This is a genomic window from Gilliamella sp. wkB18 (genome assembly GCF_001690875.1).
Lineage (GTDB): Bacteria > Pseudomonadota > Gammaproteobacteria > Enterobacterales > Orbaceae > Gilliamella > Gilliamella apicola_A.
The window spans coordinates 1-27000 of record NZ_LZHM01000056.1 but is presented as its reverse complement, the minus strand read 5'-3'; the positions used below and the strand labels follow the sequence as shown (position 1 = coordinate 27000).

Below are 27000 nucleotides of genomic sequence, written 5' to 3'. Positions count from 1 at the left end.
ATTTTATTTTTCTTTTACATCTTTAACCAGTAAACAAAATAGTAATGAAATCACTATCATGCTTAAGGCAATTTTATAAATCACTTCATGCCCATATTCTTCAGAAACAAAACCTTGAATCATGCCAGCCAAAATAACACTACAGGTCATACCATTATTAAATAAGGTGGATGCAACCCCCATTCTGGTTGGTAGTAAGTCTTGAAAATAGATAATACCAATGTTTGCAACTATTCCAATAAATAGTGCATTAAATAATTGCAAAACAAATAATGCAAGTTCTGATGAGAATAAAATAATCCCAACGTAAAATAAGGCACCGCAAATTATTGCAATGATAAATAAGTTTCGTTTACCTAAATAGGGTACTAAAAAACCAGCAATTAGCATGATAGGAATTTCAATCCCTGCGGCTAACCCCATTAATTGACCTGGTAATGCATCTGATAAGTGTAATACAGAATCGACATACAACGGCATATCAATGATGTACATCATGTTTGCTGTCCACATAAATACGGTGGAAAGAAATAAGAAAACCACGTTTTTATTTTTTAAAAGGGGCTGGTTGGCTGCGTATAAATCGTTAGGGTTATCAAATTTTGTTATGGGATTTTTTTCAACAGAGGGCAAGAAAATAGCAATAAAAACTATAGCGATAATAAACATCGTCATAGCACTGAGGTACATGGTGGTAAAACCATAGTTAATAGCTAATAAAAAAGATAATGGTGGACCAATTACCCAAGCAAGAGATAGCTGAGCACGAATTAAGGAATTAAATGCAACGACATTTCGCCCTGTTTTAACTGCGTATTCACGCGCTAATGCAAAAATTTGTGGCATGGCAGCAGAGGTTAGTGCTGAAAATAATACCCCTAATGTGATTAAAATAGAGTAATGACGAACAAAAGCGAAAATAATACTGTTAGTAACCCCCATTAGACAGCAAAAAATAACTATGTTGCGTCTATCACCTTTATTATCAGAATATTTAGCTAAGAAGAAACTACCTATAATACTTGCGATAGCATTAACAGAATAAAAAGCACCAACCAAAATTTCATTAACATTAACTTCATAAGATAAAAAACGACTTAGTGTCGGTGATTGTAAGGCGCCTGCGATACCAATAATAAACGTGGAAAAAAGAAAGGCTATAAAAATGGTACTTTGCCGTTGGCGAAAAGATGAAATTGTAGACATAGATTTTCCTAATCGTTTAAGTAGTCGTAATTATATACTTAAATTCCATGCTTATATAGAAATTTGGGGATACTAATTAGTAGTATGAAGACTGTTTGCCACAAATAGACACCAATCACCTTACGGTTATGTCACTATAAAATTTTATCCATTCGGTTATTTTAGATCTTTTCAACCATTAAAATAGTTATAAGTTTTGTGTGTTTGATACTATTTAATTTAAATGTTCTACTGCCATATCAATAAATTCATTTTATCAGTGGATATAATAAGTTAGCCGTGGTAGTAAATAAACTTAAAAAATGATTTATTTTTATCTGTTTTAGCGTACAATCAAACTCATCAACAAATAGAGGTAACGTTATGTTATATAATAACAAATATATACATCATCACCATGTTAACCATGAATGTTGTCACAGTAATTGCAAAAATATTAAGCATAATCATAACTATTCTAATCATGATACCTATTGTAGCCAAGAATCAACCGATAGTTGTGGGGGAAATACGCACACAGAGCTTGAGCAAAATGAATCGGATGATCCTCCCGATGGGTCTGAGCAAAAAAGTAAAGATATTAAATTGACATGGAAGATCCAAGGCATGGATTGTGCCAGTTGCGCACAAAAAATCGAAAATGGCATCAGAAATTTACCCAATATTACTCATACCAAGATCCTTTTTTCAACTGAAAAACTTATTGTTTTTGTCCCTGAAAAGAACCAAAAAGTGATTAAATTAATCGAGGATAAAGTAATTGAACTCGGTTATAAACCTTTATTAGTAACTTCAACACAATATGCTCACCACCACAAACATTCCCATCATTTTGATAAAAAAGCGTTTATCCCCTTAGTCATTCAAGGGATTTTAATTATTATCAGTTATATTATTCTTTTATTTAATCAATATGTTGGTGAATACGCCTTTATTGCAACTGCCATATTCGGCATAATTCCAATCGCTAAAGAAGCTTTGATTTTAACTCGTAGTGGTACTCCGTTTTCTATTGAATCGTTGATGAGCATTTCAGCAATTGGTGCACTGTTTATTGGTGCAGCCGAAGAAGCCACTATGGTTATATTTTTATTTATGATTGGCGAGATGTTAGAAAGCGTTGCAACAAGTAAAGCTAAAAAGGGCATTTCGTCGCTTGCTGAGCTAATGCCTGAAGAGTCGGTTATTATTATTGATGGTAAACGAAAAACTGTTACTAGCCATAGTTTACAACCAGACGACATAATTGAAATTTCATCCGGTGGTCGTTTACCAGCTGATGTAATTCTACTCAGCGAACAGGCAAGCATTGATGAGAGTGCTTTAACGGGCGAATCCATTCCGGTTAATTATTTTGCTGGTGATAAAATTTTGGCAGGCTCGCTAGTTGTTGATAATACAATTCAACTCAAAGTTATTTCTGAAAAAGGAAAAAACGCAGTTGATCGTATTTTACAGTTGATTGAAGATGCCGAAGAGCGTAAAGCACCGATTGAGCGATTCATTGATAAGTTTAGTCGTTATTATACGCCGACAATCGCTTTATTTGCACTGTTAGTAATTATTGTGCCACCTTTGTTGTTTAATGCTGATTGGTATACTTGGTTTTATCGAGGTTTAACACTGTTGTTAATTGGTTGCCCTTGTGCGCTTGTGATTTCAACACCTGCGGTAATAACGTCTGCTTTGTCTAATGCAGCAAAACAAGGTGTACTAATTAAAGGTGGTGCAGCGTTAGAGCATATTGGTTCCGTTAAGCTAGTGGCGTTCGATAAGACCGGTACGTTAACTGAAGGTAAACCGCAAGTCACCGATGTTATTAGTGAAGATGTTTCAAAAGAAGAATTATTAAAGTTAGTTGCCGCTATTGAAAGTGGTTCGCATCATCCCATTGCTAAGGCGATTGTTGATTATGCATTGCTAAATCAATTAAATGTCAATGAGGCCGATAATCGTAAAGCAATTGCGGGGGTTGGTGTTCAAGGCGAGGTTGATAATCAAACTTTTTATATTGTATCACCAAGTAAGGTTGTAACTGTTTCAGCGCCTTTGAAGGCTGAACATACCAAAATTATTGAGGAACTTGAAAATGCGGGTAAAACAGTAGTGGTTGTAGTAACAAGTCAACAATTGATGGGCATTATTGCATTGCAAGATGTGTTACGGAGTGATGCAATGACTACAATGAATGAGCTTAACAAGCTTGGCGTTAAAACTTTGATGTTAACAGGCGATAATGAGCGAGCCGCCAAAGCTATTGCCTTTCAATTAGGTATGGATTACCGAGCAGAACTGTTGCCTGCTGATAAATTGGCAGAAATTGAAAAGATGCGTATCTCAACGTCGATCGCTATGGTGGGCGATGGAATTAATGATTCTCCAGCCATGAAAGCGGCAACTGTAAGTATTGCTATGGGTAGTGGTACTGATGTTGCGCTAGAGGCTGCTGATGCCGCATTAACTAAAAATAGCTTGTTAAGTTTGCCTAAGCTAATTGGTTTAACGCGTTTTGCCTCTCGTAATATTAAACAAAATGTTACCATTGCGTTGGGCATTAAGTTAGTGTTTTTGATTACTAGTTTATTTGGCTTTACTGGACTATGGTTGGCTGTGTTAGCTGATTCAGGTACGACTGCGATTGTGACAGCTAATGCGCTTCGAGTTTTGAAATTTAAAAATAAAAGTTAAAAAGTTGTTTGCCTACCCTATTCCGCTTGTCACAAGCGGAATAGTTTTTAATGGCTTTGGATCATTATTCATCCATTCTTAGTGATATCTCACCACCAATATAGGCATTAATTTTACCATTTTGCTCTAGTAATAAGGCTCCTTGATCATTTATGCCTTTTGCTTTTCCCTGAATAATGTTATCGCCAATTAATAGTTTTACAGGTCGGTTAACAAAGTTATCTAGTCTATTCCAATCATTAATAAATGGCGCCAACCCATGTTTTTCAAATTCGATTAATTGGCTTTTTAAAGCTTTGGCAATCTGTGCAACTAATAAGTTACGATCAACATTACCTAAATTAGCCCATTTTTGGTTAACTATGGTGGTATCAGGGTTTGTCATGGTTAAGTTGACGCCAACACCAATCACAACATGGGCACAGTCGCCCGTTTTACCTGCAAGCTCAACTAAAATACCCGCTAGTTTTTGATCGTTAAGATATAGATCGTTTGGCCATTTAACTTTGATGTCTTGACCAGATAATGTACGTAAGGTGTCGGCAATAACAATACCAACAACTAAACTCAGCCCCATTGCCGCTGCGATACCGTGTTCTAGTCGCCAATACATTGAAAAGTATAAATTAGTGCCAAAAGGCGAAAACCATTTTCGCCCTCGCCTTCCTCGTGCTTTGGATTGAAATTCGGCGACACAGCAATCGCCCGATGTTAGTTGACCAATTCTATCCAGTAGATATTGGTTAGTTGAATCAATAATTGGCAATATGTCACATCGACTATTCGATTGGTAATACTGATCAATTTTAGTTTTATTAAGCAAATTAAGAGGTGCTGCCAAGCAATAGCCTTTACCCTGCACTGAAGTTAGCTCAATCCCCCACTCACGCAGTTGTTTGATGTATTTATTAATTCCTGCGCGTGTTATGCCAAATATTACTGCTAATTCTTCGCCCGAATGGTATTTGCCGTCTGCAAGTATTGCTATTAATTTTAGTGGATTATTGTGGTTGCGCATCCGCTTCTCTTTTTTTGATTAATAAAATGATGAAGTATAACGAAATTATAGCAAAACTGACAAATAAATAGGTATTACTCGTTTTATCCATAATGAATGCTATCACTGCAGGAGCAATTAAGCTGCCTAATGTGTTGGTTAATAGCATTGCTTGATTCATCGCCACAATATCTTGTTTTTTAACACACGAGCAGGCCCAAGCCATAGATATGGGGTAAATGGTATAAATGGTTACGCCTAATAGGATAATTGCTAATACATCACACCAATTAAATATCAGCATAATACATGCAATCAACATGAGTAGTGATTCGATTAGTAATACTGTTTGTCGCCCAAATTTATCTGCACACCAGTTAGCCGGCATTTGGGCAACTACTCCAGATAAAATAAGTAAAATAATCCAATTAGCCACCTGAACATCACTATAGCCTAAGTGCGAATAATAGGCCGGTAAGAGCGAATATAATGAGCCAATTAACATACCTGCAATAACACAACCGGTTAATCCAAGTCGAGAGGGTTTATTTAATATCATTGGCATGATGTTAAAGCTGCTTTTTTTCCTTTTTGGTAATTTATAATGAGTCAGCAAAATAAATAAAATTGCAAGCCCCATCAGTAACGCAATAACCAATCCAAAATACAATATATTTTGCGGGAAATACTGTAACAATGCTTGTCCCAAAACCGAACCCAAATAATAAGTAGTTAAATATACTGCAAGCATTTTTCCACGTGTACGTACCGGACCAGTGAGTAATATGCAACTTTCAATAACCACCCAAGTGACCGCACAAGCAATCCCTATAAAAAATCGCCACATTATCCAGCTATAAAAATTCATTGAAAAACTTAATCCAATAGTTGCAATGGCAAAAATAATGCAACTATAAGTGTATGTGTGACGCGCATTAAATTTATTAATAAACCAATTGGCGAAAATGGTACCAATAAGGTTGCCAGTAAAATAACTTGAGCCAACTAGACCAATTTGTTCAAGCGAAAACTCATTACGCACTAACCACAAAGGTACTTGTGTGTTTAACGCTGATAATGAGATTGTCACAAATAATAAGCTGGCTAATAAAATAGGAAATGAATACGAATGTTTCATAATGTTATCGCGTATAATTATAAGTTAAAATTTGTGGGTAATTATAATTTGATGCTAATTATAAATAACTGTCTGCATCAATTTCACCCGAGTTGCCGATAAATCGGATTTCTGGTGATAAATTCACCGAGAATTTTTGTAATACACATTTTTTTATATGTCGAGCTAATTCAACTACATCTTGTGCTGTTGCTTGACCTTTATTAACTAAGACCAATGCCTGTTGTTGATGTACCGCAGCGTCACCTATTTGGTATCCTTTTAGACCACACTGTTCAATCAGCCAACCTGCAGCTAATTTGGTTTGGTGATTGGCTTGTGGATATATTGGCATGTTTGGATAAATTTCAAGTAGTTTGTCCGCTACAATTTTATCGACCACAGGGTTTTTAAAAAAGCTTCCACCGTTACCTAGAACTTTTGGATCTGGCAATTTACTGCGGCGAATTTCGCAGACTTTATCAAAAATCATTTTGGCGGTAACAGTTTGTGGCTCAAAGTTACGTAATTCACCATAATTTAATATTGGTTGCCACTGTTTGGGTAATTTTATACCAACATTAATCACCGCATAACCTTGTAAATATTGTTTTTTAAATATGCTTTCACGGTATCCATATTGACCATCGGTGATAGTAAGGATTTTATTTGTAGCAAGCTCAAGCAGTTCCACATAATCCGCCACTTTTTGAAACTCAATCCCATAAGCACCAATATTTTGAATAGGCGCAGAACCCACACAGCCAGGAATTAAAGCAAGGTTTTCAAGCCCTGGTATATTTTTTTCAATTGTTTGTGATACTACATCATGCCAAATTTCACCTGCACCAACTTTTAAATGCCATTCTCGGTCGGTTTCAGTAATGGTTATCCCTTTAATACGATTAACAATAATTATGCCATTAAAATCACAAGTAAATAGTGTGTTACTGCCTTCGCCAATAATCATAATTGGTTGATTTTTATGATTTTCAAAAACAGTTTTAAGTTGTTCAACCGTTGTAACAGTAATGACATGCTGAGCATAAGCTTCTAGCCCAAAAGTATTCGGGATTTTTTGTTTCATTAATAACTACCTTTATTTCCTTTGAAGAAAAATATGTTATACCTTGAAATTGATTTAGCCAGTAGTGAGTGTATTGTTCAATCATTTTATTTCTTTTTAATTTTATAAAGCTTTTAACTTTAAAATTTGAAGTTGGATTTTCAACTTTAATATGTAAATAGAATGACTAAATGTTTATGCATATGGCAAGATAAATAACTATTGTATCATTTAAGTATATATATAATGCAATATGTTATCACAACAGTATGGAGTATTTTATCTAAACTTCGATGATTCTCCATTTTAAACACATTAAAAATAATTACTATGGCTATTAAAACCTAATATATGCACTTTTTCCCAAATGATTGCCCTATTTCTTTATTAAACGTTAACATTAATCAAATAATCAGCTAAAACAATGCTTAAATCTTTTTTGTTTTTTTTTAATCATGTATCATAGCTAACCATTCGATCTTTTTTAAATTAGAAGAAATTTAATCAGCCCGAAAATGTCCGTTATATTTATTGTGAATTATTATAAAATAATCAATTGGGTATTAGATCACATTTTTACATGTTATTATTTCATATAATATAAGCCAATAAATTTATGTGAGTAAGGTTGTATTCGAAAGTTAGAGGAAATTATGAAAAGAGTTTTTATTATGATCCTTGATTCCTTCGGACTAGGTGGCGCTGAAGATGCGAAAAAATATGGCGATGAAGGCGCTAATACTTTAGGTCATATCGCCGAAGCCTGTGCATTAGGTAAAGCTGAGTGCGGACGCAGTGGAGTGCTAAACTTACCTAATTTAGGTAAGTTAGGATTACTAGAAGCTGCATATGAATCAACAGGGCATTATCCAAAAGGCATGAAATCTGAAGGTGATATCATTGGTTCTTATGGTTATGCAAGCGAAATTTCCTCGGGTAAAGATACGCCTTCAGGACATTGGGAAATAGCAGGCGTACCCGTTCTTTTTGATTGGGGTTATTTTACTAATACCACTAACAGCTTTCCTCAAGATCTTTTAGATAAAATTGTTACACGTGCAAATCTTCCTGGCTATCTAGGTAATTGCCATTCATCAGGCACGATTATTCTAGATGAACTTGGCGAGGAACATATGGCAAGCGGTAAACCAATTTTTTACACATCAGCAGATTCAGTTTTCCAAATCGCTTGTCATGAAGAAACGTTCGGTTTAGAAAAATTATATGAAATTTGCGAAATAGTACGTGATGAACTTAATAAAGGCAATTACAATATAGGGCGCGTTATTGCAAGACCTTTCATCGGTGCAAAAGCAGGTGAGTTTGTTCGTACTGGTAATCGTCATGATCTTGCTGTTGAGCCACCTGCACCAACAATGATTAAAAAGTTAGTTGATGAAAAAAATGGTCACGTTATTTCAATCGGTAAAATAGCCGATATTTATGCACACGTTGGGATAACAAAAAAAGTTAAAGCCACAGGTATTGAAGCGCTATTTAATGCTTCGCTTGAAGAAATAAAGCAAGCTAGAGACAATACCATTGTGTTTACTAATTTTGTTGATTTTGACTCTTCTTATGGACATAGACGCGACGTTTCAGGTTATGCTGCAGCTTTAGAATATTTTGATAGCCGTCTACCTGAAATGCTAGCACTGGTTGAACCAGGTGATCTGCTGATTATCAGTGCTGATCATGGTTGCGATCCTACATGGCCAGGAACGGATCATACACGTGAACATATTCCAGTGCTTGTTTATGGTGATAGCGTGCCAGTTGGATCTTTAGGTCATCGGAAAACTTTTGCCGACATTGGGCAAAGTGTCGCTGATTATTTTGATTTGTCGCCAATGGATTATGGTCAATCTTTTATTAGAAAATAGATAACTAATCCATTTTAAAGTAATACTTTTTTAGAAACAAAGATCAGGAGAATTTGATGTCTACCCCGCATATTAATGCCGCTGATAATGCTTTTGCAGAAACTGTTTTAATGCCTGGCGATCCGCTACGCGCAAAATTTATTGCAGAAACATTTTTAGAAAACGCGCAAGAAGTCACTAATGTAAGAGCAATGCTAGGTTTTACAGGTTATTACAAAGGGCAAAAAGTCTCAGTTATGGGACATGGAATGGGCATTCCTTCTTGTTCTATTTATGTAACCGAATTAATAAAGTTTTATGGAGTTAAAAATATTATACGAATCGGCTCATGTGGTGCAATTAGCCCAAATGTTAACATCGGTGATGTTATTGTCGGTATGGGAGCTTGTACTGATTCTAAAGTCAATCGAATTCGTTTTAAAGATCATGATTTTGCCGCAATTGCCGATTTTGATCTAACCTGTAACGCAGTTAATGCAGCGAAACAATTGGGTGTAAATGTAAAAGTTGGTAATCTTTTTTCAGCTGATTTATTCTACAGTGTTGAACCCGAATTGTTCGATATTATGGAAAAATACAATATTTTAGGCGTTGAAATGGAAGCTGCTGGCATTTATGGAGTTGCTTCAGAATATGGTGCAAAGGCACTAGCAATTTGTACAGTTTCAGATCATATTCGAAAAGGAGAATCCATGTCGGCAGAACAACGCCAACTGGGCTTTAAAGAAATGATTACAGTAGCATTGGAATCAGTATTATTAAATCAGAATTAAAAAAATGGCAGATCAACTGCCATTTTTTTTAAGTTTATTTTTTAGAATAATAAAAATATTAACAGTTAAATTAGATAAAACATTTTTTAAAACAAAAATCAGTAAGCTATTTTAACCGCATACTAATAAGCATAGCGTTATATAAGCAAACATAGTATTCGCTAATATTTAAATTTATTCATTAATAATTTGTTAGGCAATAGATTATCAAATATCTCATTTAATAAGGAATCGAAATGAATATTAAGTTTAAACTTAAGATTATATTTTTCTTACAATTCTTCATCTGGGGAAGTTGGCTTATCACCCTAGGTTCTTATATGATGGAGACTCTAAAATTTAGCGGTACGACAGTAGGCTCAGTTTATAGTACGATGGGAATCGCTTCTTTATTTATGCCAGGCTTACTTGGTGTTGTAGCAGATAGATGGATCCCTGCTAATAGGTTATTTATGATTTGCCATCTAATTGGTGCAATTACCCTATTTATTGCAGCATCAATTACATCACCTTTGATGATGGTTGTTGTTATGTTAATTCATTGCCTTGCCTTTATGCCTACTATAGCTATTTCTAACTCAATTTCTTACTCATGTTTAGCTTCGCAAGGTTTGGATGTTATCACTCAATTTCCTAATATAAGGATTTTTGGTACTATCGGTTTTATTATTGCAATGTGGTTAGTGAGCTTTTTAAAATTTGGATTAAGCAATATGCAACTTTATATTGCCGCTACCGGTTCAATTTTACTTAGCCTATACTCACTTACTTTACCATTAATTGTAATAACTAAAGATAATTCGAAAAGAAAGTCTCTTGTAAGCTCTTTAGGTCTAGATGCATTTGTTTTATTTAAGGAACCTAGAATTGCAATCTTCTTCATATTCGCTGTATTTCTTGGAGGAATTTTACAAATTACAAATACTTTTGGTAATCCTTTCTTACTTTCATTTAAAAATGTTCCAGAATATGCCGATAGTTTAGTAGTACAATACCCTTCTGTTTTACTTTCTATTTCACAAATATCGGAAGTAGTATTTATACTGTTTGTTCCATTTTTTATGAAACGCCTTGGTATCAAATATGTAATGTTAATTAGTATGATTGCTTGGGTTGCTCGTTTTGGCTTATTTGCTTATGGTGATCCTTCTCCTGTTGGCTTCACGTTATTATTATTATCAATGATCGTATACGGTTGTGCATTTGATTTTTATAATATTTCTGGCTCTATGTATGTTGAAAAATCGGTATCTTCAAATATTCGTAACAGTGCACAAGGGCTTTTTATGATTATGACCAATGGAATTGGTGCTTATTTAGGTTCAACTATCAGTGGTTTTGTCGTTGATTATTATACATCAGATGGAATTATTGATTGGCGCACTATTTGGCTTATTTTTGCTAGTTATTCTTTAGTATTAGCAATCATATTTTTATTAATATTTAAAAACGAAAAAACAGAAGAAAAAGCTTTTCAGGTTATTAATTAATAAAGGAATCAGCAGCAATATTTAGTACTATTGCTGCTTTTTAGGAAAAATTAAATTAATATTTCCCTGATAAAAAATGAAAAAATAAGCACACAAAATGTGTGGAAAACATGTAATTTATCCAGGTACAATAGCGTGTATGCAATTATAAATTAACTATACTGCATAAACCTTCCAGTGGCGTTTAAATATTATTATTGCAGGTATCCAATAGGCAGAATTAAACTGAAAAATATAAAATGCATAATCAAATTATCCCAAAAGTCATATTACATGAGCATGTTGAAGGCAGTATTACTCCTTTTATGGCTCAGAAGCTCGCCGATAAAAATCATATCATTTTTCCTAATTCATTATGTTATCAAGCCAATGAGTATGATAAAAATGAGTTTAAAAATGGTCGATATCGATACGACGAAACTAACTTTGTTGAATTTATTCAAACTTATGATACGGTTTCTAGTTTTGTTAAAACACCCGAAGATTATTACTTAATCACCTACGATTTTCTTTATAGAAACGCAAAGCAAGGATTAATTTACTGCGAACTGTTCCTTTCTCCTTATCATATTTGTACAACTGAAATTAATGGCGAAATTATTTGGAATCAAGAAAGATTCCATCAAACCTTAGAGCAAATGGATAAAGCAATTATTGATGTACAGAAAGAATTTGATGTCACAGTAAGATATCATGTTATTGGGGTTAGACACCTTGGCGCCAAAATTGTTTATGACACATTGCGATTTATTGAAAAGAATCCTCATCAGTTTATAACCGGTTTTAATATTGCTGGAAACGAAAAAGCTGGGCATTTTGATGATTTTCAAGATGCTCATCAATTAGCATCACAATTAAAATTAAAAAAATCTTATCATGCAGGCGAAATCGATTCAGCAGAAAGTATTATTCAAGCTCTAAAACACGGTGCAAATAGAATTGGGCATGGTATTCGAGCCATTGAAAATCAAAAGTTAATTCAAGAATTAATTGATAAAAAAATCACATTAGAAATCGCATTAACAAGTAACCGTATTTTAGTTAACGAACTTCATGGCAATATACATAATCACCCAGTGAGGAAACTGTATGAGCAAGGTGTACGTATAACGCTTAATACGGATGATGCTGGCATTTTTGGTACAGATATTGAAAAAGAGTATCACATTGCTCAAACAGTATTTCAGTTTTCAAGGTTAGAATTACTTGATATTACACTTTGTGGCATTGATGCTGCTTTTGTTGAAGAGTCAGTAAAGGTGAGATTAACACATTATGTTTTATCCTTATTTACTGCTAATGATAAACAAATGCTTCAACAAGCAATCACTGATAAAAAATACCATTTTGCTATTATTGACAGGTTTAAAACTTATCAAGAACTTTTATAAGCACTACATGTAAATAAGCAGTATATCAAAAATAAATAGGAGATTTGTATGAAAAATAACAAGTTAATCCTTAACTTCTTAACCCTATTTATATCTGGTTTTGTTAATGCTGCAACGGTTGATTTAAGGATAATTGAAACAACCGACTTGCATGGAAACATGATGAATTATGATTATTTTAAAGATCAGTCTATTGATACTTTCGGATTAGTAAAAACTGCTAATTTAATTCATCAAGCAAGAAGTGAAGTAAAAAATAGTGTCCTTGTTGATAATGGTGATCTGATTCAAGGCAGCCCAATGGCTGATTATGCCGTACATAAAGGTCTTGATGATGATGATATTCACCCTATTTATAAAGCACTTAATACGCTTGATTATACTGTGGGGAATATTGGTAACCACGAATTTAATTTTGGATTGGAATTTCTGCAAAAAAGTCTTTCTGGGGCTAAATTTCCTTACATTAACGCTAATGTTTATGATGCCAAAACTCAAAAGCCATTTTTTACACAATATATTATTTTAGATACTCCTGTTATTGATAGAAACGGCAATAAACACACTATTAAAATTGGCTATATTGGTTTTGTGCCTCCACAAATTATGCAATGGGACAAACTTAATCTTGATGGCAAAGTTGTCGTCAAAGATATTACAGAAACAGCCAAGCTATTAGTCCCTGAAATGAAAAAACAAGGCGCTGATGTTATTATTGCTATTCCACATTCTGGTGTTTCAACTGAACCTTATAAAGCATTAGCTGAAAATTCGGTTTACTACTTGAGCCAAGTAGAGGGTATTGATGCCATTATGTTTGGTCATGCTCATAGCGTGTTTCCAAGTGAAGCGTTCAAATCATTACCTAATACAGATATTAAAACGGGCAATATTAATCATGTCCCTGCTGTAATGCCCGGACATTGGGGTAGCCACTTAGGAGTAGTTGACTTAGTTCTTGAAGGCGAACAAGCAAATTGGCAAGTAGTTTCAGGAAAATCCGAAGCTCGTCCAATTTATGATATAAAAAACAAAAAAGCGCTAGTTGAAGCAGACGCCAAAATTGTTGATATTCTAGTCAAGGATCACCAAGGTACACGTGAATTTGTTAGCAAACCAATAGGTAAAGTTTCAACCGATATTACTAGCTATTTAGCATTGGTCGAAGATAGCTCAGCCCTACAAATTATTAACGATGCACAGATCGATTATGTTAAGCAATTTATTCAAGGTGATCCTGATCTGAATGGATTACCTATTTTATCAGCTATTGCACCGTTTAAAGCTGGCGGACGAAAAAACGATCCAAGTGCTTTTGTTGATGTTAAAAAAGGCAATTTGTCGTTTAGAAACGCTGCAGATATTTACCTTTATCCTAATATGTTATCTGCTGTGAAAATTACAGGTAAAGATGTTAAAGAGTGGTTGGAATGTTCAGCTGGTGTGTATAATCAAATTAATACTAATTCATCACAACCACAATATTTAATTAATTGGGATAAATTCAGAACCTATAATTTTGACATTATTGATGGGGTTAATTATCAAATAGATGTTACTAAACCACCTCGTTACGATGCAAATTGCCAGTTAATTAATCCAACATCTGAAAGAATTAAGAATCTGACTTATCAACAAAAAACAATTGATCCTAACCAAGAATTCTTAATTGCCACCAATAACTATCGCGCTTATGGCGGTTTATTTCCCGGCACAGGCGAAAAAAATGTTAAATTCAATTCACCAGATGATTTAAGATTGATTCTTTCTGCTTATATCACCAATATGACCCAAAAGAACGGTATAGTAGATGTCACTGTCGATAATAATTGGCAAATTGCTCGGATTACTAGTAATAAAAATTTGGATATTCGCTTTGAATCATCATCAACAGATGAAGCTAAATCCTATATCGAAAAACATTCACTATACCCTATTCGCTTTATTGACATAGATACATCTGGTTTTGGTGTTTATAAGATAGATTTACAGTCTCCTGTTAAAGCTCAACCTAAAATTTAGTTAGATTTATTACGACCAAAAGGATTATTAATATGAAAATTGAAAAACTGATTGAACTTGCTAAAACTGCCCGTTCTAAAGCTTATGTGCCTTATTCTAAATTTCAGGTTGGTGCCGTGCTAATTACTGAAGATGATGAAGCAATTTTAGGTTGTAATATTGAAAACGCATCTTATGGGCTAGCAAATTGTGCCGAGAGAACGGCAATTTTTAAAGCGGTTTCTGAAGGTAAAACAAAATTTAAAAAATTGGTGGTAATTGGCAATACTGATGGTCCTATCTCACCTTGTGGCGCTTGTAGACAAGTGATTAGTGAGTTTTGTGCTAAAGATATGCCGGTTATTTTGACCAATATGCAGGGAAAAATTCAAGAAACTACAGTTGGGGAATTATTACCTTGGTCGTTTTCACCAAGTGATCTTGATTAATTTTAGTTTATTTTTGATCAAAATAAAAAATAGTAAATCTAATATGAGGTTTATTTATACTATTCAATTTTTCGTCGATTATTTCGACAAGAACTAAACAGTCATACTTGTATGAACAGCGCAATACACTAACTTGATTTATTGATTTTAAGAGAGAATCGTTATGAGATTTGTAGATATTATTGAAAAAAAACGTGATGGACATTCTTTAACTACTGAAGAAATCCAATTTTTTATTACTAACTATACTAATGGTACCATCCCCGATTATCAAGTTAGTGCTTTATTAATGGCAATTTATTATCAAGGTATGACATCAAAAGAATGCGCAGATTTAACCAGTGCAATGATGTATTCTGGCGATACCGTTGATTTGTCATCTATCAAAGGTATTAAAGTTGATAAACATTCAACTGGTGGTGTGGGCGATACAACAACCTTAGTTCTTGCTCCTTTAGTGGCCGCTTTAGATGTACCAGTAGCTAAAATGTCTGGACGTGGCTTAGGTCATACTGGTGGCACTACCGATAAATTTGAATCAATTCCAGGATTTAAAATTGAATTAAGTAAACAAGATTTTATCGATCAAGTTAATCATAAAGGGCTTGCCGTTATTGGTCAATCAGGCAATTTAACCCCCGCTGATAAAAAGTTATATTCTTTACGTGATGTTACAGGAACGGTTAACTCTATTCCACTTATTGCAAGTTCAATTATGAGTAAAAAGTTAGCTGCTGGCGCTGATGCTATTGTTCTTGATGTTAAAACAGGTGATGGAGCACTAATGAAAGATATGGCGGATTCTGAAAAATTAGCTCATGAAATGGTGAATATTGGTAACCAAATTGGCCGTAGAACGATGGCTATTATCTCGGATATGTCACAACCACTTGGCTACGCTATTGGTAATGCACTTGAAATAAAAGAAGCAATTGATACCTTAAAAGGCCACGGCCCTGCTGATTTAACTGAATTGGTTTTAACATTAGGTAGCCAAATGGTTGTACTTGCTAATAAAGCCAAGACATTAGAAGAAGCAAGAAGAAAACTTCAAGAAGTGATTAAAAATGACAAAGCTGTTGAGAAGTTCAAAATACTGATTGAAGCACAAGGTGGGGATAGCTCAGTTGTTGATCATCCTGAAAAATTGGCTAGTGCACCTTACCAAATTGCTTTACCTGCACTTAAATCAGGTTATGTTTCAAGAATCATTGCTGATCAAATTGGTATTGCTGCTATGCAATTAGGTGCAGGCCGTGCAACTAAAGAAGATATTATCGATCCTGCTGTTGGAATTGTGTTACATAAAAAAGTGGGCGATAAAGTGACCGAAGGTGAAGCATTGTTAACAATCCATACCAGTACCAATAAGATTGATGCAATCAAACAAAAACTTTATGACAATATTACAATTAGTGATAGTGCAAAAGAGCCTCAGCTCATCTATAAAATCATTACACAATAACTAATTGAGCAAGCAGATTTAAAAAACATCAGTATTGTTTAAGATTTAATAAAAAATGGTGATCAGATTAAGGATGATAAAATTAATAATTATATGTTTAATTTTGCAAAATAAGTTTGATCACCCATTAACATTTGAATAATCAACAAAAGTAATTTATTGCTAACAAAGAATAAATTGGTAAAAATTTAGAATTAAACTATATTTTTTAGTATCGAGGTTAACATTCACATGACAGAATTTCAAAATAGTTGTTATCAAATCGTGACCGACCCAAATTTGTCACCAAAACAAAAAGCCAATTTGCTCGCACTAGCAGCAGAAAATAATTTGCCTTATGTTGATATTGATAGTGAAACCCAAAAAGCTTTAGATGAACGTGTTATTTGTGACATGTATGAGGGGCACGCTCCATATAAACCACGCTATGTGCTCCCTGATTATGCTAAATTCTTACAACAAGGTTCAAAATGGCTTGAACTTGAACCTGCCAAGACTTTTGATGATGCACTAAATATGCTAACTATTGCTTATCATCATGTTCCTTCGGTAACAGGTATGCCTGTTTATTTAGGATGCTTAGATCAAATTTTACTTCCTTACATTGGTAATCTTACTGAAGATGAAATTTATCAACGATTAAAGCGTTTTTGGATCATGCTTGATCGTAATTTGCCCGATGCGTTTATGCATGCCAATATTGGCCCAACTGATAATATTATCTGTCGGGTAATCTTACGTGTAGATAGAGAGCTTAAACAAGTTGCACCTAATTTAACCTTTATCTATGATGAAGACATTACACCAGAATCACTATTATTAGTCGCTATAGAAAATATTTGTGAAACAAGCAAACCTCATATTGCAAACAATAATATGATCAAAAAAGATTTTGATGACCAAGGATATGGCGTAGTAAGTTGTTATAATTCACTACCCGTTGCCGGCGGAGGAAGTACGCTTTCACGAATCAATTTAAAAGAAGTAGCATTACGCAGTAAAAATAGTGAGGATTTTTTGACAAATACCTTACCTTACTATTGTCAGTTACAATTTAATCTTATTCAAGCAAGATCGGACTTTCTTTATAATCAATCCAACTTTTTTAATAGCAGTTTTTTAGTCCAAGAAGGATTAATCGATCCCAATCGATTTGCCCCCATGTTTGGTATCTTTAGTATGGCTGAAGCGGTCAATATCCTGCAAGAAAAAGCAAATTTAGCAGGTCGTTATGGTTTTGACCAACAAGCCAATGAGCTAGCATTAACCATTACCCAACTCGTTGCCAAATTTATTGATACACACACAATAAAAAATGCTTGGAAAGGAAAGGCTATGTTGCACTCGCAATCTGGTATTAGTTCAGATAGAGGTACAACCCCTGGTTTACGCATTCCTTATGGTCATGAACCTGATCCTGTTACCCATATTATGGCGCTATTTAAACACCATCATTACTACACATCAGGTATCAGCGATATTTTAACAATTGATGAAACAATCAAAAATAATCCTCTAGCCTTACTACAAATTTGTAAAGCAGCTTTTAAATTAGGTTTTCGTGAATTTACAGCCAATATTAGTGGCAATGATCTGGTTCGAGTAACCGGTTATATGGTTAGATTATCCGACATCAAAAAGTATAAACAAGAAGGATCACGAATTAACACAACGTTTTTAGGCGCAGAAGCTGCTGATGACGTTAAAAACAATAGTTATTTATGCCGAAAGCCAAGAGTTATTAGTCATGAACAAGTCATGGGCAATCGTTAATAAGATATTACCCTTTTCTTGTGTTGATGGACCAGGCAATCGGTTAGTCATATTTTTACAAGGATGCAATTTTCGTTGTTTAAATTGCCACAACCCTTACACTATATCATTATGTAAAGATTGTGGTGATTGTGTGAGTACTTGTCCACATCAGGCATTAAGTTTTAACAATCACCGCGTTATATGGCAAACTTCAGTTTGCCAACAATGCGATACTTGTATTAATACTTGTGTTCATCACTCAACTCCAATGACTTATAAATACAGTGTTGAAGATATATTAAAAATTATCCGAAAATATCTGCCATTTTTAAATGGTATAACCCTTAGTGGAGGAGAAGCCACTATGCAACTTCCTTTTATTGAAAAACTATTTAGAGCAATAAAACAAGCCAACGATTTAAATCACCTTACTTGCTTTATTGATAGCAATGGTTACTTACACCAAACAGGATGGCAAAAATTAGAAAACGTGATGGACGGTGCAATGATTGACCTTAAAGCTTGGGACAATCAAATAAATAAAGAATTGACTGGTCGCGATAACCTACGTGTTAAAAAAACCATTGAATACCTTGCAAGTATAAATAAATTATATGAAGTTAGATTTTTGCTTATTCCCAACCACACCGATTTACAAGTTAATGCCAAATATATTGCTTGTTTCTTAATGAAAATTGATTCAAATATTAAAATTAGAATCAATGCATTTCATAATCGTGGAATTCGTGGTATCGCCCAAAATTGGGAACCTGCAACCAAACAACAAGTTGAACAATTTGCCGCACAATTAAGACAATATGGTCTGCATAATATCGTATTACCAAGCCTCTATTTGTAATATTCATCTATTTAACATAAAGTATTTTCATCATTCCAATTGATAACGTTTAAATTTCCTATATGTGGATATAAAAAATGCACATAAAATTGTGCTTTTGACTGAATACTTACAATAAAAATAATAAACTCACCAACCGTGTTTGATCAGTTGTCGGTAAATGCAAACTTATTTATCAAGTCGGTAACTAAGCTGCAATTTCTACTTTTTAAATAATAACTCAGGTTTTTAACTATCATATCAACATAAATATCATAATGATTTATCAGAAAATATCGAGGTTGAAAAATATTACAATTAGTATCAATTAATGTTGTTTTAAATCATTTATGAATAATAAGCTGATTTAGATAATAAGGCTCTCTTCGATTAATTGGGTTAGCGCCTATATCAAGCCAATTACCACCGTCCAACCAACCATTACGAATATTTAATGCCAGTAAACTAGGTTGAATATAACAAATTCCATCATTAGCAATAGCAGAAAAAGTTTTAATGGCTTTTTTTAAATCAGAAACGCTAGGATTACCGTATTCAGTAAATGTCCGATAATTAACAGTCACTTTTACTTGGACATTATCTTTATACTGTTCTACATTGCAGATATTATTTCCCAAAATAACCTTTGAATCTGAAGTTAAAACATTATTGCTTGCATCTTTCCATTCAGTTTTAATACTTTCAATTTTATAGCCATTTTGCAATCGCAAATAATTGCCATTTGAGTCTAAGATATCGGTATCATTTAATCTGGATATATCAATACTAAAAGAGTAATCACTTGGGGAAGTATCATATGCAATATAAATCTTATCACTTTCAGGAGGTAATAGAGTTAAAGGAGCACTATTTGGAGCTTTTAATTTTACGATAAGATAATTAAAAATTTTAGTATCCACACTGGGGAAAATTAATGGAGAACTTCCATGAATAATATTTAAGACATTAGCCGAATGTAACGATAAATTAGCAAAAGTAATTTGTGGAAAAATAAAAAGAATTAAAAGAATCTGTTTTACTTTATTAATAACAAATTTATTTAGTAAGAATTGATAATTTTTATTATTGAATGTTATTAAATCAATATTCATTATTACCCCCTCTTAACACCTTTCATACAACCTAAGTTAGGTTACTGTTATTAACATCAAATTTACTTTTAAAATGCTAATGATTAATAGATAGAATCAAAATCGCTATGTCTTTTATTTAATAACTGGAATAGACGTTTTAAAATGACACGATTAAGAAAAATATAAACCTTTAAATAAATATTTGCTTTTGAGGCGTAGTGATTAATTGGCTATTTTTAAACACCATTTTTAAAAAAATACGCTGTAAAGCCAATTTTATCTGTTATAAATATTTTGTTACTTAATTATTAATATAGAAAAATTTTTAAAAACTTTAATGAGTTCGTTTTAGTACAATATCACTAACAACAAATGATTACTTATTTTATTATTCAATACGTTTTAAAGATGGCTTAATAAAAAAGATTATTGGGACGTGAAAAAAGATAACTAATAAAACCGTATAAGTTGGTACAATTTTAATCATTTAAAATTATAAAAGCAAATATTTCATCAATAGATGATATCAATATCAAAGATATTTTTAAATAGAAGATTTGATTTAAATCAAATGAATATAAAATTAGATAGATAACTTAATCATACACATTCGTATAATATATCGACAAAAACATAAGTTTACTAAGTTGCTTTTCATCACTAATGTCTTTAACAAACGACCAATTTGAAATGATATTCCTATCATTAAGATTAAAAAGCCTAATGATAGGAATGTATTGGGCTATTTCCCTTTCTTAAAAGCAACAGCAAAGGCATTTCCCATTGTGCTGTTTGCTAAAGATGATGTGCGATTATTTTTGGTATTGGCAAAAGATTTATTATGGCCAGGCTTATCAACATTTGATTTTAATGTTGCAGGATCATCAAGTCGCATTGATAAAGCTATACGTTTACGCGCAATATCGACTTCAATAACTTTAACCTTAACAATATCACCTGCTTTTACTACCGTCCTTGGATCTTCTACAAATTTATCAGATAATGCCGATATATGAACTAAGCCATCTTGATGCACACCAATATCCACAAATGCACCAAAATTGGTTACATTCGTTACCGCACCTTCCATTATCATGCCAATCTTTAAATCTTCCATGGTTTCGATATTATCCGCAAATTGCGCCGTTTTGAACTCTGGTCTTGGATCTCGACCTGGTTTGTCCAACTCTTTGATAATATCTGTCACGGTTGGTACCCCAAAATGATCATCTACATAATCAATGGCTTTCAGTGATTTTAAGTAGTTTGAATCACCTAAAATGTCTTTTAATGATTTATGATTTTTTTCTAAAATTCGCTCTACTACAGGATAAGCTTCAGGGTGAACGGCTGATGCATCAAGCGGATTTTTACCATCCATAATCCTTAAAAAGCCAGCACATTGTTCAAATGCTTTAGGACCTAAGCGTGATACTTTTAATAACTGCTTACGATCGGTAAATTGCCCATTTTCATTACGCCAATCAACTATATTTTGGGCGATAACTTTATTGAGTCCAGCAATGCGCGCAAGTAGCATCATTGATGCGGTATTTAAGTTAACACCTACCGCATTAACACCATCTTCAACAACTGCATCAAGTTTTTTAGCTAGCTGAGTTTGGCTTACATCATGCTGATATTGACCTACTCCAATCGATTTAGGATCGATTTTAACTAACTCTGCCAATGGATCTTGCAATCGCCTTGCAATGGATACCGCACCACGAATTGATACATCAAGATCTGGAAACTCTTGAGCTGCAAGTTCTGATGCAGAATATACTGATGCTCCCGCTTCACTTACAATTACTTTTTGTCCTTTTACTTCTGGGTATTTTTTTTGAACATCAAGATAAAAGCGTTCGGTTTCGCGTGATGCTGTTCCATTACCAATTGCTACTAGCTCTACCTGATATTTAATACAAAGTGTAGCAACAATCATAGCGGCTTTATCAGCTTGTCCTGTATGCGGATAGATAGTTTCGGTGGCAACTAATTTGCCGGTCGCATCAACAACCGCAATTTTAACTCCGGTTCTTAACCCTGGATCCATCCCCATGGTGACTTTCATACCTGCAGGTGCAGCCATCAACATGTCGTGTAAATTTGCAGCAAAAACATTAATTGCTTCTTCTTCGGCACGTTCACGTAAAGTGGTCATCAGTTCGGTTTCCATATGCATCAAAATTTTGATACGCCATACCCAATTAATGACTGCTTTACGCCACTTGTCAGCAGGCTGAGCGTTAAAATGAACGCCTAAATGTTCGATAATAATCTGTTCGCAATAGCTTTCTTTGGGCGCTTCTTCAAATTGTGGATCGGCATTTAATGAAAGCTGTAAAAAACCTTCATTGCGACCTCTAAACATTGCTAATGCACGATGAGAAGGCACTTTAGAAATAAGTTCACTTTGTGCAAAGTAGTCTCGAAATTTTGCGCCCTCTTCTTCTTTGCCACTTACCACTTGTGAAACCAAATGAGCGTTATTCCAAAGATAATGACGTATTTTAGCAAGCAGTGCTGCATCTTCGGCAAATCGTTCCATTAAAATATAGCGTGCGCCGTCTAAAGCTGATTTAGTATCAGCAATGCCATTATTAACATTAAAATATTTTTCTGCTTCTTTTTCAGGATCAAGCGTCGGGTTTTGCCATAAGTCATCAGCTAATGGTTCAAGACCTGCTTCAATAGCTATTTGCCCACGAGTGCGTCGTTTAGGTTTATAAGGTAAATAAAGATCTTCAAGTTCGGTTTTGCTTAGTGTTTGTGTAATACTTTGGCTAAGCTCTGGAGTTAATTTACCCTGCTCTTCAATTGATTTTAAAATGGTTTGCTTGCGATCTTCCAGTTCGCGCAGATAACTTAAACGGCTGTCTAAAGCACGTAATTGGGTATCATCAAGTCCTCCTGTGACCTCTTTTCGATAACGAGCAATAAAAGGAACAGTGCTGCCTTCATCTAATAATTGGATCGCAGCTAAAACTTGTTCTGGTTTTACAGTCAGTTCATTCGCTATAATATGGCTTATTTGGTTATTTATCATGGTATCTCTGTATATTCTGTCAATTAACGGAATGTAATCTTATTATGCAAAAAGCTAATTATATAACAAGAGAGGGCTACTTGGCACTCGATCGCGAACTCAAATATTTATGGAGAGAAGAAAGACCTCGTGTCACACAAGCAGTTTCCGATGCAGCTGCACTTGGGGATCGCAGTGAAAATGCTGAATATATCTATGGAAAGCGAAGGTTACGTGAAATTGATAGGCGCATTCGTTTTTTAACTAAGCGTTTAGAAATATTAACAATTGTGGATCCCGATCCTAGGCAAGAAGGCAAAGTGTTTTTTGGCGCTTGGGTTAAGCTAGAAGATGAATCAGGTGATTCACATATTTACCGTATTGTGGGTCCAGACGAATTTGATCCTAAGAAAAATTGGATTTCAATTAATAGCCCAGTTGCCAGAGCACTAATTGGTCATAAAGTTGATGATGAAATATCGGTCATTACACCAAATGGCAAAAATTATTTTTATATTTTAGAAATTCGCTATAAGCAATTAATATGATATATACTATTTTAATAGTTTATATAATTCATGAAATGAAGGAATACAAAAAATAAACATGAGAAATAAAAGAGTTATCGTTGCACAATGTGTGCTTTTGATTATATTATTGATTATGGCAATTTCTTACTATTTAATTAATCCAAGTAAGGATGCTAAATCATCATTTTTAAAAAATGAGTTAATACTTGACTTTGATAGTGTTGAATTTGAAAAAATAATACCTTTTTTTAAAAGGCTTGATCAAGATAATTTTTCGTTAGAATCAAGCAACACATCTCAAAAAATAAGTATTCAAGATTGTAAATCAAAGCAAGTCTATCAATTTAATGGTTCAGGCTTGAAAAGCTTTAAATTTAAAAGCAAAACCCCCATCAATGGTGATTATTATCCAAGTTTTACAATCAATATATTAACATTTAGTTCGGTGTCTGAGGCCGATAAATATGAGAAAGTTATTCGAGATTCATTTTTATACAGCAGTACTATAGTTGAATGTAATGAGCTAAAAACACCTACAAAAGTCATTAGTAATGGGCATTTTGTTTTCTACTTTACAAACAGTTCTGAAATGTCTAAGCCATATACAGACAAATATGCAAAAGTTTTAAAGGAACTTCCTATGTAACACTTAATTAGCCATAAGTGTACAGCTTACTATTCATAACTTAGGGTTTATTAATTTTACAATTATAATAACGTTTATTATTTATTGGTACATTATGATCTCTGTCAATCAATTATATATTTATCCAATTAAATCGCTTCAAGGAATATCACTTAAAAAAACCAAAATGGTTGACGGTGGTTTTGAATACGATCGTGTATTGATGATTAGCGAACCTGATGGAACATTTATTACAGCAAGACAATATCCTGAGCTTTTAAAACTGAAAACTTCAGTGATGAATAATAATATTGACGTTTCTATTTCTTCTCAAAAAGCGATTACGATTAATTTTGACGAATTTTCAAAAAACAATGAACCAACTGAAGTTTGGGGCAATCATTTTACATCTCAAATCGCTTCAATCAGAGTTAATCAATTTTTTAGTCAATTTCTACGAAAAGATGTTCAAATACGTTGGGTTGGCAATAACCTAACAAGACGAATTAAACGATATCCACAAATACCAATTAGCTTTGCCGATCGCTATCCTTATTTATTATTGAATGAAGCATCATTTAATTATTTACAACAAAAGTGCCCTATAAAACTCGATATTCGGCAATTTCGTAGCAATATTATTGTAAAAGGCGCCTTGCCTTTCGCTGAAGATGCTTGGAAGACAATTAAAATTGGTAATGTTATATTTGATATCGTCAAACCTTGCAATCGCTGTATGCTAACCACATTAAATTTTAATTCAGCTAAACCATTAGCTAATAATGAACCTCTCAATACACTGCGCTATTTTCGAGCTGATGAACAAGGTAAAATTGATTTTGGTATGAATATGATCGCTCGAAATAATGGTTCAATTTCAGTTAATGATCCAATAGAAATATTAGAACGACAGCCAGCCAAAAATTATATAAAAAATTTCCCAACAGAAACAATAAATGAAACACAACCATGCATCATTACATTCGAAGGTAGATCATTCAAAGGGAATAATAAACAAACTATTTTAGAGCAGTTAGAACATCACAAAATAGCATTACCCTATTCATGTCGTTCCGGTGTATGTGGTCGATGTTTAATAAAGTTAAAAGAAGGAAAAATAAGCACATTAAAGCAATCAGCTGAGAAACGAAATAATCATATTTTAGCTTGCAGCTGTTTACCTAATGGCAATATCGAAATTGGGCTAATAAAAAAAGTAGCCAATAAAAACAGTTAGCTCAACGTAATTTGAAGATAAAAACGATCATTATTTATAAACAAACTAGTATTATTCAATTTAATTAGTTTATAACTAATTGATAACAATTTTGGTAGCCATTATTTATAATAAATTAAAAAAGTGCTAGGAATGTGATATTTTTAATTTTCAGGAAAGCCTTTATTTTATTTTGTATCAACATATTAATAATTGATTTTAATCTCTAACGAAACAAAATTATAAAGTTAAATTGGTATCATGACAGTTAGCGGTAATTATTGATGTGCCATCAACTGATTTTCTATCTAAATCAATATAATTTTTATTATTTATATAAATAGAATTCAAACGTACTGATTGTAATTAAAGACAGCATTGATCATGTAAGTATTATTTGGCTTACCATTATGCATCTCAAAGCCAATTTTATTAATCACTAGACAAATACACTGTTAGAGCTTGTGTCTTTCAAATCTTTAATATTCTTTGTTTCGCTGTATTAACAACAGTATTACTATCTAAACTTTCAGTAGTATTCATATTTTAATTTAGCGTATTTAATTATATGTACATTAAATATGTATACTACTTAGAAAAACCGAATTTAAAGTTTTTAATTAAGTTTATAGCTGATTTTCCAAAAGAAGTAATGAAATTGAATTGCTTAAGAAATGGCTTCTAACTCAACTTGTTCTAAAGATGAGATTTCTTTATCGATTAAGTTTTGCTGTAATGGTGCTAATCTATCATTCATCACTTTAATTACTTCAGAAAAATAAAAAGTTTTATTCATGACCATAAAGGTAGGCTGAGCAATAACACAAAGGGAAGCCTTTTCGCCAGCCTCAACCACCATTAAATAAACTTTTTTTCCACCATCTTGTATATTAACTTTAACAATATCCGCTGTTTTTGTTGTATATAACATAGGCTGTTGAGAGAAATACCAACTCTTTGGCATCTGTGGTTTTATAAAATTAGCAGCAATAATGGCATTAATCGATAACTCTATTTTTTGTGATTCTGTTAAGTTTAAAAACTGGCAACTATCATAAAATTGATAATATGCTGTTGCATCACTGACAGAAAAAGGAAATTCTCGAAAAACATCAGGAATCAACATTTTACTTGAATAACAACACCGGAATAACATATCGTTTGAAACTTCAAGCATCAGACTATCGTACTGATTATCAAAATACCAACGCCAACAATCTGTTGGTCTGAAAGTCATTTTCATTGATATGTCATCCTCTTTAGTTGAACTAATTATAGGCGAAAAGATAACATAATATAGATAAAAAATAAATAAAATTTAAAATAAACTTTATTTAATTAATTAATTTTTAAAAAATTTAATAACAATTAACCAAGATCAAGAAGAT

19 protein-coding genes and 1 pseudogene are annotated in these 27000 nt (G+C 33.3%); 13 read left to right on the top strand and 7 right to left on the bottom strand.

The window, feature by feature from the left end; genetic code table 11:
- Positions 1-3 precede the first annotated feature (3 nt).
- Positions 4-1206 carry an MFS transporter gene (locus A9G48_RS06225; RefSeq protein ID WP_065575952.1) on the bottom strand — a complete coding sequence of 401 codons (1203 nt, stop codon included), beginning with the start codon at positions 1204-1206 and terminating at the stop codon, positions 4-6.
- 363 nt (positions 1207-1569) lie between these two features.
- Between A9G48_RS06225 and A9G48_RS06220 the strand changes: the two genes are divergently transcribed.
- Positions 1570-3894 carry a zinc/cadmium/mercury/lead-transporting ATPase gene (locus A9G48_RS06220; RefSeq protein WP_065575951.1) on the top strand — a complete coding sequence of 775 codons (2325 nt, stop codon included), beginning with the start codon at positions 1570-1572 and terminating at the stop codon, positions 3892-3894.
- A 64-nt stretch (positions 3895-3958) separates the two neighbouring features.
- Here the strand turns inward: A9G48_RS06220 and birA are convergent, their stop codons facing one another.
- Genes birA through murB form a run of 3 tightly spaced genes read right to left on the bottom strand, consistent with a single transcriptional unit; the run spans position 3959 to position 7095 of the window.
- Positions 3959-4912 (bottom strand): bifunctional biotin--[acetyl-CoA-carboxylase] ligase/biotin operon repressor BirA, encoded by a 954-nt coding sequence (birA, locus tag A9G48_RS06215; RefSeq protein ID WP_034946554.1) that lies wholly within the window; start codon positions 4910-4912, stop codon positions 3959-3961.
- Positions 4896-6029 (bottom strand): MFS transporter, encoded by a 1134-nt coding sequence (locus A9G48_RS06210; protein ID WP_034946557.1) that lies wholly within the window; start codon positions 6027-6029, stop codon positions 4896-4898. The genes birA and A9G48_RS06210 overlap by 17 nt, the downstream gene beginning before the upstream one ends.
- 58 nt (positions 6030-6087) lie before the next feature.
- Positions 6088-7095, bottom strand: a complete 1008-nt coding sequence (gene murB, locus A9G48_RS06205; protein ID WP_034946558.1) for a UDP-N-acetylmuramate dehydrogenase — start codon at positions 7093-7095, stop codon at positions 6088-6090.
- A gap of 632 nt (positions 7096-7727) precedes the next feature.
- Between murB and A9G48_RS06200 the strand changes: the two genes are divergently transcribed.
- The 9 genes from A9G48_RS06200 to A9G48_RS06160 all read left to right on the top strand — a co-directional run bounded on the left by A9G48_RS06200 (position 7728) and on the right by A9G48_RS06160 (position 19140).
- Complete coding sequence (locus A9G48_RS06200) at positions 7728-8957, top strand: phosphopentomutase (RefSeq protein WP_065568958.1); 1230 nt, start codon at positions 7728-7730, stop codon at positions 8955-8957.
- Positions 8958-9013: 56 nt separating this feature from the next.
- Positions 9014-9730 (top strand): purine-nucleoside phosphorylase, encoded by a 717-nt coding sequence (gene deoD, locus A9G48_RS06195; protein WP_034946563.1) that lies wholly within the window; start codon positions 9014-9016, stop codon positions 9728-9730.
- Between the two features lie 236 nt (positions 9731-9966).
- Positions 9967-11220, top strand: a complete 1254-nt coding sequence (locus A9G48_RS06190) for a nucleoside permease (RefSeq protein WP_034946566.1) — start codon at positions 9967-9969, stop codon at positions 11218-11220.
- Between the two features lie 239 nt (positions 11221-11459).
- Complete coding sequence (gene add / locus A9G48_RS06185; protein WP_065573895.1) at positions 11460-12611, top strand: adenosine deaminase; 1152 nt, start codon at positions 11460-11462, stop codon at positions 12609-12611.
- Positions 12612-12659: 48 nt separating this feature from the next.
- The gene (locus A9G48_RS06180) at positions 12660-14633 is read left to right on the top strand and encodes a bifunctional 2',3'-cyclic-nucleotide 2'-phosphodiesterase/3'-nucleotidase (RefSeq protein ID WP_065575950.1); all 1974 of its coding nucleotides are present in this window, start codon (positions 12660-12662) and stop codon (positions 14631-14633) included.
- Between the two features lie 8 nt (positions 14634-14641).
- Positions 14642-15061: a cytidine deaminase gene (locus A9G48_RS06175; protein WP_442902658.1), complete on the top strand. Its 420-nt coding sequence runs from the start codon at positions 14642-14644 to the stop codon at positions 15059-15061.
- Positions 15062-15224: 163 nt separating this feature from the next.
- Complete coding sequence (locus A9G48_RS06170; protein WP_034946578.1) at positions 15225-16526, top strand: pyrimidine-nucleoside phosphorylase; 1302 nt, start codon at positions 15225-15227, stop codon at positions 16524-16526.
- Between the two features lie 231 nt (positions 16527-16757).
- Positions 16758-18299 (top strand): YjjI family glycine radical enzyme, encoded by a 1542-nt coding sequence (locus tag A9G48_RS06165; RefSeq protein WP_065575949.1) that lies wholly within the window; start codon positions 16758-16760, stop codon positions 18297-18299.
- Positions 18274-19140 (top strand): YjjW family glycine radical enzyme activase, encoded by an 867-nt coding sequence (locus A9G48_RS06160; protein WP_034947026.1) that lies wholly within the window; start codon positions 18274-18276, stop codon positions 19138-19140. The genes A9G48_RS06165 and A9G48_RS06160 overlap by 26 nt, the downstream gene beginning before the upstream one ends.
- A gap of 323 nt (positions 19141-19463) precedes the next feature.
- Here A9G48_RS06160 and A9G48_RS06155 read toward each other — a convergent pair whose 3' ends face one another.
- Both A9G48_RS06155 and A9G48_RS06150 read right to left on the bottom strand, forming a co-directional pair.
- Positions 19464-20231 (bottom strand): hypothetical protein, encoded by a 768-nt coding sequence (locus tag A9G48_RS06155; RefSeq protein WP_034946584.1) that lies wholly within the window; start codon positions 20229-20231, stop codon positions 19464-19466.
- Positions 20232-21090: 859 nt separating this feature from the next.
- A pseudogene (locus A9G48_RS06150) lies at positions 21091-23262 on the bottom strand (Tex family protein); the annotation flags it as partial.
- Positions 23263-23306: 44 nt separating this feature from the next.
- Here A9G48_RS06150 and greB point away from each other — a divergent pair.
- From greB to A9G48_RS06135, 3 genes are all read left to right on the top strand, one after another.
- The gene (greB, locus tag A9G48_RS06145; protein ID WP_034946589.1) at positions 23307-23789 is read left to right on the top strand and encodes a transcription elongation factor GreB; all 483 of its coding nucleotides are present in this window, start codon (positions 23307-23309) and stop codon (positions 23787-23789) included.
- Positions 23790-23847: 58 nt separating this feature from the next.
- Positions 23848-24417 (top strand): hypothetical protein, encoded by a 570-nt coding sequence (locus tag A9G48_RS06140; RefSeq protein WP_034946591.1) that lies wholly within the window; start codon positions 23848-23850, stop codon positions 24415-24417.
- Positions 24418-24511: 94 nt separating this feature from the next.
- A complete protein-coding gene (locus A9G48_RS06135; protein ID WP_034946593.1) occupies positions 24512-25633 on the top strand; it encodes a YcbX family protein in 1122 nt (373 codons plus the stop codon).
- A 646-nt stretch (positions 25634-26279) separates the two neighbouring features.
- Here A9G48_RS06135 and A9G48_RS06130 read toward each other — a convergent pair.
- Complete coding sequence (locus tag A9G48_RS06130) at positions 26280-26855, bottom strand: cell division protein ZapC (RefSeq protein WP_081299252.1); 576 nt, start codon at positions 26853-26855, stop codon at positions 26280-26282.
- Positions 26856-27000: the final 145 nt, after the last annotated feature.